The following is a 12,821-nucleotide window of genomic DNA, read 5'->3' on the forward strand; positions in this document are numbered from 1 at the left end:
GGAGAAAAGAATGTCCGTCCACGAACTTGCTCGGTCGATCGGTTCGAGTCGCCTGATCACCGACCCTGCGGTAATGGACTCGTACCGCCGTGACGAGGCCCATCTCGCCGAACCCGGCCATCCGGCAGCCGTCATGCTCGCCGAAACTGCGGCCGACATTTCCGAGGCGCTGAAATGGGCTACTGCTCACCGTGTCCCGGTGGTAACCCGCGGTGCGGGAACCGGTTTGGCGGGCGGCGGGGCAGCCGTCGAGGGCTGCCTGGTCATCTCGACCACTCGCATGCGCTCGATTCTCGAGGTCAATCCGGACGATCAACTCGCTGTCGTGGAAGCCGGGGTGATCAACGCCGACATCAGTCGAGCAGCAGACGAGTACGGGCTGATGTACGCCCCTGATCCGAGCAGTTTCGAGATCTCCACGATCGGCGGAAACATCGCCACCAACGCCGGTGGACTGCGTTGCGTGAAGTACGGCGTCACCCGCGATTCAGTCCTGGGTCTCGAGGTTGTGCTCGCCGACGGTCGGATCGTGCGGACAGGCCGAAGGACCGTCAAAGGTGTTGCGGGATACGACTTGACCAGTCTTCTCGTCGGTTCGGAAGGAACACTCGGAGTCGTCACGAGTGCCACGCTCAAGTTGCAGCCCAAGCCCAAGAGAGCACCGGTCACCGTCGTCGGCAGTTTCGATTCTCTCCGCTCCGCAGCGGACGCGGTTGCCGCGGTCGTTCGCGACGGAATCGGGCCGAGCCTGCTGGAGCTGATCGATCGAGCAACGCTGCGCGCCGTCGACGACTGGAAACGAATCGGATTGGAAGACAACACCGCCGCGATGCTGATCGCACAGGCCGACGGGGTCGATGCCGACGCAGCAGCCGCGGCGATGCAGAAACACTTCGAGAGGGCGGGCGCCGATTTTGTCGCCGTCTCGCAGGACGCGGCAGAAGCCGCACAGCTACTCGAGATTCGCCGACTCGCCTATCCGGCTTCCGAACGACTCGGGCAATGTCTCGTGGAAGACGTCGGGGTCCCGCGGTCGAAACTGCCCGACATGCTCGAGAGTATCGACCGAGCGGCCGCCGAGCACATGGTCAAGATCATGACCGTCGCGCATGCTGGTGACGGCAACGTCCATCCGACCTTCGTCTTCGACCGCGCTGCCGACGGCTCGGTCCCCGAAGCCGTGTGGACCGCCGCGGACGAGGTCTTCCGGCGTGCTCTCGAACTCGGCGGAACTCTGACCGGAGAGCACGGCGTCGGCGTTCTCAAGCGTCGCTGGCTCTCTCTCGAGCTCGGTGAGGACAGCATGCAACTGCACCGATCGATCAAGGCTGCCTTCGACCCGCTCGGAATCCTCAACCCGGGTAAGGGTTTCTGATTTCTCGCGCGGTGTTACACAGCATTTACGCGAAAACGGGTCCCGGGTATTGACGCCTGTATATACAGGCATATACATTTATCCGCAGTGACAGTGACCCAGCGCACAAAGCACAAGGCGCAAAGCACCAAGCACGAAGAAGGTGGGCAATACCCCGACGTCGATTCCGTCGCTCGACGGGCTCGCAGCAGAAAGACAGGCCTATGACTCACGATGGACCGGCCGAGGTCATCCTCACTCCGGAACGACGCACTATCGACGTCGTCCCGGATGCAGAACGACACGGCACCCCGCGCAGCCAGTTCACTCTCTGGTTCGGCGCCAACATGCAGATCACTGCAATCGTCGACGGCGCTCTCGCCGTCGTATTCGGCGCGGACGCCATCTGGGCGATCGTCGGACTTCTGATCGGCAACATCTTCGGTGGCGCTGTCATGGCGCTTCACTCCGCACAGGGCCCGCGTATGGGTCTCCCCCAGATGATCTCGAGTCGCGCCCAGTTCGGCGTCAAGGGAGCAGTCGTACCGCTTGTTCTCGTCATCCTGATGTACCTCGGCTTCGCTGCCACCGGCACCGTGTTGGCCGGACAGGCCGTCAACAAGATCCTGCACATCGACAGCCCCACCGTCGGCATCGTCGTCTTCGGTCTCCTCACCGCATTCGTCGCGGTCACCGGCTACAAGCTGATCCACATCGTCGGCAGGATCGCCACCGTCGTGGGCATCGTCGGATTCTCCTACCTGGCCGTTCGACTGTTCCTCGAGTACGACGTCGCCTCGTACGTCGGCATCAAGGGCTTCGACATAGTCACCTTCCTGCTCGCGATCTCGCTGGGTGCCGGTTGGCAGCTCACCTTCGGCCCGTACGTCGCCGACTACTCGCGTTACCTGCCGCGCAGCACTTCCGAGAGCACCACGTTCTGGTCGACGTTCCTCGGTAGTGTCATCGGATCGCAGTGGTCCATGACCTTCGGCGCTCTCGTCGCGGCCTGCGCCGGCGACGCGTTCCTGGGTAACCAGGTCGGCTTCATGGGAGATCTGGCCGGACCCGCTGCCATCGCCTTCCTGATCTACTTCGTCATCCTGGTCGGCAAGCTGACGGTGAACGTGCTCAACGCCTACGGCGGATTCATGTCGATCCTGACCACCGTCACCGCCTTCAACGGACAGTCTCGAATCTCGAGCACCGCGCGCACCCTCTACATCCTCGGTTTCACTGCGGTCTCGGTCTTGATCGCCATCGCCGCCAGCGCCGACTTCCTGGACAACTTCAAGAACTTCGTCCTGGTGTTGCTGATGGTGTTCACGCCGTGGAGTGCGATCAATCTGATCGACTACTACCTGATCTCCAAGGAACGCATCGACATTCCGGCGCTGTACGACGTCAACGGTCGATACGGAGCATGGAACTTCACCGCATTGGCTTGCTACGCCGCCGGCGTTCTCGCCCAGATCCCGTTCCTCGCCCAGAAGATGTACACCGGCCCCGTCACGGACATGCTCGGCGGCGCCGACATCTCGTGGCTCGTCGGCATCGTGTTCACCGGGCTGATCTATTACCCACTCGCCAAGCGCACGAGCAATCCCCCTTCGTCGATGATCTACCCCGATCACACCGCGATGACCGACTCTCGCGTCTGATCCCCCAACGTCTTTCGAACTTCAGCAAGCTAGGAGAACACAATGGAAATCAGCACCCCCGGCCACGAGCCGCGCCCCGTCCGCGCTCCCCGCGGCCCCGAGCTCACGACGCTCGGTTGGCAGCAGGAGGGTGCCCTGCGCATGCTCATGAACAACCTCGACCCCGATGTTGCCGAGCACCCGGACAGCCTCGTCGTCTACGGCGGAACCGGTCGCGCAGCGCGTAGTTGGGCTGCCTTCGACGCCATGGTCGCCACGCTGAAGACGCTGAAGAACGACGAGACCATGCTGGTGCAGTCCGGCAAGCCGGTCGGTGTCTTCCGCACCAACGAGTGGGCACCGCGAGTGCTGATCGCCAACTCCAACCTGGTCGGTGACTGGGCGAACTGGGAAGAGTTCCGCCGTCTCGAAGACCTCGGCCTGACCATGTACGGCCAGATGACCGCAGGCTCCTGGATTTACATCGGCACCCAGGGAATCCTGCAGGGTACGTACGAGACCTTCGGCGCCATCGCGAAGAAGCGCTACAACGGCTCACTCGCCGGAACGATCACCCTCACTGCGGGTCTCGGCGGCATGGGCGGCGCTCAGCCTCTCGCCGTCACCATGAACGACGGCGTCGCGATCTGCGTCGACTGCGACATCACCCGCATCGACCGTCGTATCGCCCACAAGTACCTCGACACCAAGGCAGACAGCATCGAGCACGCGCTCGAACTGGCGACCGCGGCACGCGATGCCAAGAAGCCACTCTCCATCGGCCTCGAAGGCAATGCGGCAGAGATCTTCCCGGCGCTGCTGGAGATGAAGGCCCCCATCGACATCGTGACCGACCAGACCTCGGCGCACGATCCCCTCGCCTACCTGCCGATCGGCATCGACTTCGGCGACATGAAGACCATGTCGGAGAAGGATCCGCAGAAGTTCACCGAAGATTCCCGCAACGCGATGGCCGCACACGTCAAGGCCATGGTCGGATTCATGGACGCCGGCGCCGAGGTATTCGACTACGGCAACTCCATCCGCGACGAGGCCCGCAAGGCCGGCTACGACCGTGCATTCGACTTCCCCGGATTCGTTCCCGCCTACATCCGTCCGCTCTTCGAAGAAGGCCTCGGCCCCTTCCGCTGGGCAGCGCTCTCGGGTGATCCCAAGGACATCGAGGCCACCGACAAGGCCATCCTCGAACTCTTCCCCGAGAACGAGCACCTGCGCCGCTGGATCACCATGGCCGGCGAAAAGGTTGCCTTCGAAGGCCTTCCGGCTCGTATCTGCTGGCTCGGATACGGTGAGCGCCACCTCGCCGGCCTCAAGTTCAACGAGATGGTGGCCTCGGGCGAGCTCTCCGCACCGATCGCCATCGGCCGCGATCACCTCGACTCCGGATCGGTCGCCTCGCCGTACCGCGAAACCGAATCGATGATCGACGGGTCCGACGCGATCGCCGACTGGCCGCTGCTCAACGCCCTGGTCAACACCGCGTCCGGCGCTTCGTGGGTTTCACTCCACCAAGGCGGCGGCGTCGGGATGGGGCGCTCCATCCACGCGGGACAGGTGTGCATCGCCGACGGCACCGAACTCGCAGCCAAGAAGCTCGAAGCAGTTCTCACCAACGATCCCGGGATGGGTGTCATCCGGCATGCGGATGCAGGATACGACCACGCCATCGACACGGCAGCCACCCGCGGCGTCCGCATCCCGATGACCGAGAACTGAAACAGCTCCACGACCTCACCCTGAGTTAGGAATTACATTGACCACGAATGGTTCTCGAACCACCGTTCTGACCAACATCGGAACCCTCGTCACCAATGACCCGACTCTGGGTGAGGGCAAACTCGGCGTACGACACGACGCGGCAATCGTTTTCGACGAGGGCGTTGTTGCTTGGGTCGGCGATTCCGCCGACGCCCCGGCTGCCGATATCGGTCAGGATATCGGCGGTCGGGCCCTGCTCCCCGGATTCGTGGAGAGTCACTCGCACCTGGTGTTCGGTGGCGAGCGGGCCGAGGAATTCGCAGCTCGCATGGCGGGCGAGAAGTACGCGGCGGGCGGTATTCGCAACACCATCGAAGCGACGCGCTCGGCCACCGACGAACAATTGCAGGCCAATGTTCGACGCCTACTCGACGAATCCCTGCGCTCGGGCAGCACAACCGTCGAATGCAAGACCGGATACGGGCAGAACACCGAGAGCGAACTACGCAGCGCACTGATCGCCGGACAGTTCACCGACGAGGTCACACTGCTGGCCGCCCACGTTCCACCACCCGAATATGCCGGCCGCGCCGATGACTACGTCGCCATGGCGTGCGACGAGATGATCCCTGCCTGTGCGCCACACGCGAAGTGGATCGACGTCTTCTGCGAACGAGGGGCGTTCAACCGCGAACAGGCACATGCAGTCCTGAGCGCAGGCGTCGCCGCTGGACTGATCCCCCGCGTCCACGGCAATCAACTCGGCGAAGGGCCAGGAGTTCAGCTCGCCGTCGAGATGGGAGCCGCGTCCGTCGATCACGTCACCTACGTCACCGCCGAGGACATCGACGCCCTGGCTCAGAGTTCCACCGTCGCAACACTGTTGCCAGGTGCCGACTTCTCCACCCGCAACAAGTACCCCGACGCCCGCGCACTGCTGGACGCCGGCGTCACAGTAGCTCTCGGCGCCGACTGCAATCCCGGCACCTGCTACACCACCAGCCTCCCGTTCTGCATAGCAATTGCGGTGCGAGACATGCACATGACACCCGCCGAGGCAGTCTGGGCAGCCACTGCAGGAGGCGCCCGGGCGCTGCAGCGCACCGACGTCGGAACCCTTTCTCTCGGAACACGTGCCGACGCCATCGCGCTCGATGCACCGTCGTACCTCCACCTCGCCTACCGCCCGGGCGTCCCTCTGGTGCGCGAGGTCTGGAAAAACGGCGCACTCGCCACAAGCTACTGAAATACACTCACCGGGAGGCCGTCGTGGCTCATCAGATCGCAGTCGACATCGAACCCAAGCCGTGGACCGGGCGCTCCGACGGCACCACTGCCGAGCATCTGCGGTGGCATCATGCCGTGCAACCGTATTCAGCCGAAACAGCTCCCGGCGACTGTGTTCTGATCGGATTCTCCAGCGACGAAGGAGTCCGCCGCAACAAGGGCCGCCGCGGCGCCGCGGATGGCCCGGACGCGTTGCGAGCCGGGTTGGCTTCCATGGCGCTGGCCGAACCACTGCAGATTCAGGACGCCGGAACCGTTGCCGTGTCGGGTGAAGAACTCGAGGCCGGTCAAGCCGCACTCGGGAACGCCGTCAGCGCTGCGCTTGATTCGGGACACTTCCCCGTGGTTCTCGGGGGAGGACACGAAATCGCCTACGGCACGTATCTCGGCGTCGCGGGCTCCGAGTTGCGAACCGCTGGAGCCAAACTCGGAATCCTCAACTTGGATGCGCACTTCGACCTGCGGGGCGATCCGATACCCAGCTCCGGCACACCCTTTCGTCAGATCGCCGAGGACGAAGCCGCGGCAGGCACCTCGCATCAGTACAGCGTGATCGGAATCAGCCAACCGAGCAACACCACGGCACTGTTCGACACGGCTCACCGCCTCGGTGTTCGCTATCTGCTCGACGAAGAATGCGGAGCGATCGGCCGAGGCGTCGTGGATCAGTTCCTCGCAGACTTCCTCGACGACGTCGATCTGGTCTACCTGACCATCGACCTCGATGTCCTGCCTGCAGCTGTGGCGCCGGGCGTCAGCGCACCTGCGGCCTACGGTGTCAGCCTGGAAACCATCCAATACGTATGTGATCGAGTCACGTCCAGCGGAAAGCTCGCGGTTCTCGATGTCGCCGAACTGAACCCGAGCCTCGACGTCGACAATCGCACTGCCCGAACGGCTGCTCGTCTGATCCACCGGATAGTCACGAAGCACGTGCCGGTTCAGCGCTAGCCTCGGCGCGCCTCCAGCAGATCTACGGGACTGCCTGAAAACTGATTCCACGAGTTCTGTCCGAGCACTCCAAACTATGTCCTTTGCCACCTCACAAGTGATGCCGCCTTGCAGATTGCCGATGGCGGCGACAACGCCTGTCTCGGGGTACGTGATCGTTCCGCACCCCTCGGATGTGGATGCCGTCGGCAATCGTGAAGTCGAAGTCGACGAATTGCCCGAGCAGTACTCGAAGCCGGGGACACCACCGATCACAGGAGGCCCGACCGTACCGTCGTGAATCGAAAAGCCGATCAACCCTCCGGGGTCGCCATTACCGACTTGCCCCGGATCACCGGTGGTGACGAAGATCGATTGGCCTGACTCAGTCTGAATCGTCCGTGTCGAATGATCGTTGCCGTAAACCGATTCGATCTGAGCGACGGTGGAGCCGTCACCGACGCCGCGGTCGGTCAGCGTTCCCGGCGGTGATTCGATGACGGTGACGCCCTCGCTGGTGAGAATTGCCCGTCCGGTGCCACCAGGCGTCGTGAACGGAACTACAGCGCAACTCGGAAACTGCATGGGCGTTCCAGCCTGATGCCAGACACACGCCGGCCACTACAACCGTGGTTGTAGTGGCTGCGCCGTTCCGAACTCGTCCAATGGGTGTGCGCGGTCGGCTTCTCGGCATGTCGGCATCCTTGGTCGGAACGGCTCGCCGCGAGGTCGAGGCATGCCTGACTTCGCGACGCTACCCCGAGCGGGGTCGAATCGATATCGTCTGTTCGACCGACGACAAGGACGCCACCCCGGCCTTCGATCATGGCACCAAGGAGTTCTTCTGCAACCAGTCCTGAGCGATGTCACTCATGTCGTCGAGATCGGCAACGCGCTGGTTCATCTCGATGAGGTCTTCAGTGGTCAGTGCCGCCGAAACCCCCGCGAGCACGGATCGGACGTCATCGCGAGCCTTCAACTCGTTGATGATCGGCGTGATGTTCTCCGCGAGGAACAGGTGCTTCGTATCCTCGAGTGCAACCAAGTTCTCCGAGCGCATCGCAGGATCGGTACTGAAGACATCGGCAACCTGTATCTGCCCGCTCAGAAGCGCATTGAGCGTGAGGGGTCCACCTGCATCGAGAGCCAGGAACTCCCGGAATGTCAGGCCGTATTTGGTCTTCAAGCCGGCGACGCCGTTTTCACGCGTCTTCCATTCCGGCGGTCCGCCGAGAGTCAACTCGTCGGCATGCTGCACCAGATCCTCGACGGTCTCCAGCGAATACTTTTCCGCCGTCTCCTGTTTGACGGCAAGTACATCCTTGTCCTCTGCGGGCGAGGGCTCGAGAGCCACCAGACCCTTGGGCAATTTCGCATCGATTTCAGCGGATACTTCATCTGAAGCCGTCGCCGTTGTCTTGCTGTCCAGATATTGCAACAAGGCGCCGGAATACTCGGGGATCAGATCGATGGAACCGTCGCGCAGTGCCGGTACATAGAGTTCTCGGCTACCGATGTTCAACTTCTCGGTAACGTCGATACCGTTGGCACGAAGCGCTTCGGCGTAAATGGTCGCAATCAGTTGGCTCTCGGGAAAATCGGCGGAACCGATCACGATGGCGCCCTCAGCACTACCGCCGCCGTCCGTAGCCAAGGGGTCCTTGCCGATTCCGCAGCTGGACAACGCAACCGCTGTCACGCCGACCAACGCGGCGATCAATACCTTCTTCATGTCGAACGTCCTCAGATCGGTGCGGGCTCAGGCACAGCGGTGCGCTGTGAGGGGGCGGCGGTCTTCTCGGTCTTCTTCTTCCGATCGCGCCTGGTCAGGCCAGGCGAAACGACCCGCGCAGTCAGTGCTCCGATTCCGAGATCGAAAACCAGGGCAATCAGCGATACCAGTACGGCTCCGGCCGCCATCTGGCCGTAATCGCTCTGAGCTTTTCCGTCGATCAACAACCGGCCGAGTCCGCCCAAAGAAATGTAAGCGGCGACAGTCGCAGTGGAGACGATCTGAAGCACGGCACTTCTGATGCCGGACAACATGAGTGGTAGGGCACATGGAATCTCGACCTCGGTCAAGATCCGCATCGACCGAAATCCCATCCCCCGCGCGGCGTCGACTGCAGCCTGATCGACCGCTCGAACTCCGGCGTACGTGTTGGTGAGAATGGGAGGGATCGCGAGAAGCACCAGGACGATGAGGCTGGGGATCAGATACGCGAGTTTGTTCGGGAATGACGGCGCGATGATGAGAACCAGTAGGATCAGCAGACCGATGGTCGGCAGCGCTCGTAGCGAGTTGGCCAGTCCAGCAACAACAACGGAGCCACGGCCCGTATGTCCGATGTAGAGACCGAGCGGGATCGCGATAACCGCAGCCACCGCCAGCGCGGCGAATGTGTACATCAAATGCTGAACGAGAAGGGTGGGGATGCCGTCCGGCCCGGTCCAGTGGGATCCGTCGAGAAGGAAGCTGATCATGATGTAGTCACTTTCGGGGTCCACGGCGTCAACAGCCGATTCGCCAACATGATGAGGAGATCAAGGATCAACGCCAGCACCAGACACAGAGCGATACCCGCGATGATGGGCGTGTAGAAACGCAACTGAAATCCCTGGGTGAACAAGGAACCTATCTGCGGAATACCCAGGAGTGCGCCGAGTGAGACAAGACTGACGTTCGAGACGACTGCGACGCGCAAACCTGCACAGATCACCGGAACTCCTACTGGCAACTGTACTTTCAACAGCGTCTGATACGGCCGGTAACCCATCGCCGTCGCTGCCAGAACCGTCTCCGGCGGAACCGAATCGAGCGCGTCGGCCACTACCCGCACGAGCAGAGCAACGGTGTACACGGTGAGCGCCACGATGATGTTCATCGGATCCAGAATCTTGGTACCCAGAATTGGAGGCAGGAGCACGAAGAGCGCGAGCGAAGGGATCGTGTAGAGCAATCCGGCCGTCCCCACCACGTAGGGATGCAACCGACGACTGCGATAGGCGACCCAGCCGATCGGCAACGCGACCACCAAGCCGATCACCAAGGGAATCAACGACAGCAGAACATGCCATCCCACCAAGTCCATGATCCGGTCGGACTGACGTCCGAGCCATTCGAAGTTCATCGAAGCGCCCTCCCCGCGTCAGCCAGATCGGCAGCCTCGATGGCTTCCACTGCAGCATGCGCAGTGACGGTTCCCACCAGGCGTCCGGCGTCGTCCACGACAACGCCCCGCTTGCTCGGCGCTGACAGCGCCGCATCCAGCAGAGCGCGCATCGTCCCGGTGGAATCAGCAAGTGTTCCACTGAGATTCAAGTCATCCGGGCGGATACAATCCGTGAGCGCGTCCGGCCTCACCCATCCGAGCGGCTTGTTCGCGGGATCCACTACCAACAGCCACGTATCGCCGGTGAGTGCGCGGGCCGCCGCAGCGGAATCGCCCAGATGCGCAACGGGTTCTGACACCGTCGGTAGGTCGCCGTCCAATGTCGTGAACCCCAACGATCGGTACCCACGGTCACGTCCGACGAAGTCGGCAACAAATTCGTCGGCAGGTTGAGTCAGCAATTCGAGGGGCGTCGCCGCCTGCGCAAGAATGCCGCCGGTACGCAGAACCACCACTTGATCCCCGAGTTTCAGCGCTTCGTCGATGTCGTGGGTGACGATGATGATCGTTTTTCCGATTTCCTTCTGCAGACGGAGAAACTCGTCTTGCAGCTGGCCGCGAACAACCGGATCAACGGCGCTGAACGGTTCGTCCATCAGCATGAATGACGGATCCGCAGCCAATGCTCGCGCAACACCGACTCGTTGCTGCTGCCCTCCGGAGAGCTGCCACGGATAGCGGTCGGCGAAGTTGGTCGTCAGACCAACCGTTTCGAGCAATTCCATAGCGCGAGTGCGAGATTCCTTTTTACTCGCACCGAGCAATCGAGGCATGGTCGCTATGTTGTCGACGATGGTGCGATGGGGAAAGAGACCCGCGTGCTGGATCACGTACCCGATGCGTCGACGCAGAAGGGCCGGATCCATTCCCGCCGTGGACTCGCCGTCGAGCGAAATCGTGCCTGACGTCGGTTCGATCAGCCTGTTGATCATGCGGAGTGAGGTCGTCTTGCCGCAGCCGGAAGGACCCACCAACGCGGTGATCTTTCCCGTCGGGCATTCCAGATCGAGAGCATCGACCGCAATGGTTCCGTCTGGATACGCCTTGGTGACCTTGTCGAATTTGATCATCTACGAACTACTTTCGTGTCGACCTGAGTCCGGACGCACCCAGGAGAAATGGTCGAGTTCCGTTCGAGCACACACCTACTTGTGATTCGGTCCACCTGCTTACTGGTCGAGCGGTTGAGAAAGAAAGTTCACGGCGGCACTCAGATCTGCACTGAGTGGCCGGTCTTCGGTCCTCGTGTCCAGCACCAAACGCGCACGCGCGAGGTACGCGCCGAGCTCGGTCGCCGGATCCAGCTCACGCTGTTGTTGCGAGAGTGCGCGAACTGCCGAGATCAGTTCACACGCCAGCACCAATCGAGATTGGGCAAGAATGTCCGCCAATTGAGTTGCAGCTTGGGATGCGAAACTTGCGTGATCCTCGGTGCCGCGCGAAATTACCGTGTGGCCCAACGACCCCGGTGCCGCCGACGAGCGGATCTCGGCAATGGCAGCAGAAGTCGTGTATTCGAGAAGCATGGTTCCGCTGCTGCCGTCGGGACCGTCTGCAAGGAACCCACGAAGGCCGGTGACTGCGGGGTCGGAGAGGTTGGCGAGCCGACATTGCGAGAGCAGGGCAGCACTGGCGACCGCCAACTTCGCCTCGTCGACTGCAAGGGCTATTGGCATTGCGTGGAAATTTCCGTTGTGGAACACCATGTCGTCTTCGACCGACACCAGCGGATTCTCCGAAGACGAATTCATCTCGATACTCAGCGTGTTCTGCAGTCGATGCACCGCTTGCCAGGTGGCACCCAAGATTTGCGGTAGGGCGCGAAACCCGAACGAGTCCTGAACTCTCACGGGTGTGATGTCGTGTGGTGCCAGCAGATCGCGAACCCGCTCTGCGACTTCCGCTTGACCGAAGTGCATTCTTGCCGACTGTACTTGTGCAGCAAACGGTTCGACAGAACTACGCGACGCAAGCACGGAAAGAACACTGACAACCAAGCAGTGCTGAAGCCACCCCGCGACTTCGATACTGGTGTCGCCGGCGATCGCCACCGTCATCGCGTTGGTGGAGATGAACGGAAGTGCATCACCGTGGTGCGGAGTCCAACCGATTCCGGTGCGTCCGTCGCGAAGCGGGCTCTCACCGATCAGCCCCATGGCGATTTCGGAGAACGCACTCAGGTCACCCGTTCCGATCGCACCGCGTGCGTGCACTGTCGGCAGGTTCTGCGAAGCAACAGCAGCAACCAGACCGTCGATGATGTCGGGATGCATACCTGAGCCGCCGTTGAGGATCTGGTTGGTGCGGATGACGATCGCGGCGCGCACCACCCGGTCGGGGAGCCTGGGGCCCGATCCCGTTGCGTGACTTCTCAGAAGCCTCAGATCCTGCTGCACACCGTCGGAGACGGATGTTTCGCGATTCCCGCCCACCCCGGTAGTGCGCCCGTACACCGCTTGACGGGAGGAAACCCGAACCGCGGTCTCCCATGACCGCCGTGTGAGCTCGAGAGCCGCGTCGGCAGGTCGAATCACGGCCGGCTCTCGCGCGATTTCGTTCACCCGGTGAACCGACAACCCTTTCCCGTCGAGCAGGACATTGTCGTCTTCCGTCCGGTCTTCTCCAGGAAGACGTTCAGTCATCAGAACTCCATCGATCGAAGGACTCGGCCACCGCGGTCGGCGTGCATCACATCATCTACGTAATGTGCCTTGGGTC

General features: G+C 62.0%; 12 protein-coding genes. 7 read left to right on the top strand and 5 right to left on the bottom strand.

What is annotated here, in order from left to right; all coding sequences use genetic code 11:
• Positions 1-10: 10 nt before the first annotated feature.
• The 7 genes from AC1Q61_RS00955 to AC1Q61_RS00985 all read left to right on the top strand — a co-directional run bounded on the left by AC1Q61_RS00955 (position 11) and on the right by AC1Q61_RS00985 (position 7,790).
• The gene (locus AC1Q61_RS00955; RefSeq protein ID WP_003940494.1) at positions 11-1,375 is read left to right on the top strand and encodes an FAD-binding oxidoreductase; all 1,365 of its coding nucleotides are present in this window, start codon (positions 11-13) and stop codon (positions 1,373-1,375) included.
• A 203-nt stretch (positions 1,376-1,578) separates the two neighbouring features.
• On the top strand, positions 1,579-3,015 hold the full coding sequence (locus AC1Q61_RS00960; RefSeq protein WP_003940251.1) for a purine-cytosine permease family protein: 1,437 nt from the start codon (positions 1,579-1,581) through the stop codon (positions 3,013-3,015).
• 42 nt (positions 3,016-3,057) lie between these two features.
• The gene (hutU, locus tag AC1Q61_RS00965) at positions 3,058-4,731 is read left to right on the top strand and encodes a urocanate hydratase (protein WP_007732742.1); all 1,674 of its coding nucleotides are present in this window, start codon (positions 3,058-3,060) and stop codon (positions 4,729-4,731) included.
• A gap of 37 nt (positions 4,732-4,768) precedes the next feature.
• Entirely contained in the window at positions 4,769-5,959 is a 1,191-nt protein-coding gene (gene hutI / locus AC1Q61_RS00970; protein WP_042926102.1) for an imidazolonepropionase, read from the top strand.
• Positions 5,960-5,982: 23 nt separating this feature from the next.
• Positions 5,983-6,951, top strand: a complete 969-nt coding sequence (gene hutG, locus AC1Q61_RS00975) for a formimidoylglutamase (RefSeq protein ID WP_042926100.1) — start codon at positions 5,983-5,985, stop codon at positions 6,949-6,951.
• 121 nt (positions 6,952-7,072) lie between these two features.
• A complete protein-coding gene (locus AC1Q61_RS00980) occupies positions 7,073-7,231 on the top strand; it encodes a hypothetical protein (protein ID WP_155277930.1) in 159 nt (52 codons plus the stop codon).
• A 391-nt stretch (positions 7,232-7,622) separates the two neighbouring features.
• The gene (locus AC1Q61_RS00985) at positions 7,623-7,790 is read left to right on the top strand and encodes a hypothetical protein (protein ID WP_157770388.1); all 168 of its coding nucleotides are present in this window, start codon (positions 7,623-7,625) and stop codon (positions 7,788-7,790) included.
• Here the strand turns inward: AC1Q61_RS00985 and AC1Q61_RS00990 are convergent.
• From AC1Q61_RS00990 to AC1Q61_RS01010, 5 genes are all read right to left on the bottom strand, one after another.
• On the bottom strand, positions 7,754-8,662 hold the full coding sequence (locus AC1Q61_RS00990) for an ABC transporter substrate-binding protein (RefSeq protein WP_003940460.1): 909 nt from the start codon (positions 8,660-8,662) through the stop codon (positions 7,754-7,756). The genes AC1Q61_RS00985 and AC1Q61_RS00990 overlap by 37 nt on opposite strands.
• Before the next feature lie 11 nt (positions 8,663-8,673).
• Positions 8,674-9,414 (bottom strand): ABC transporter permease, encoded by a 741-nt coding sequence (locus tag AC1Q61_RS00995; protein WP_030536962.1) that lies wholly within the window; start codon positions 9,412-9,414, stop codon positions 8,674-8,676.
• Positions 9,411-10,061 carry an ABC transporter permease gene (locus AC1Q61_RS01000; protein ID WP_003940005.1) on the bottom strand — a complete coding sequence of 217 codons (651 nt, stop codon included), beginning with the start codon at positions 10,059-10,061 and terminating at the stop codon, positions 9,411-9,413. The genes AC1Q61_RS00995 and AC1Q61_RS01000 overlap by 4 nt, the downstream gene beginning before the upstream one ends.
• The gene (locus tag AC1Q61_RS01005) at positions 10,058-11,173 is read right to left on the bottom strand and encodes an ABC transporter ATP-binding protein (protein WP_003940114.1); all 1,116 of its coding nucleotides are present in this window, start codon (positions 11,171-11,173) and stop codon (positions 10,058-10,060) included. The genes AC1Q61_RS01000 and AC1Q61_RS01005 overlap by 4 nt, the downstream gene beginning before the upstream one ends.
• Before the next feature lie 99 nt (positions 11,174-11,272).
• Complete coding sequence (locus AC1Q61_RS01010; RefSeq protein WP_042926097.1) at positions 11,273-12,745, bottom strand: aromatic amino acid ammonia-lyase; 1,473 nt, start codon at positions 12,743-12,745, stop codon at positions 11,273-11,275.
• Between the last annotated feature and the right edge of the window lie 76 nt (positions 12,746-12,821).

Source organism: Rhodococcus sp. MPR-R1B (assembly GCF_058793255.1).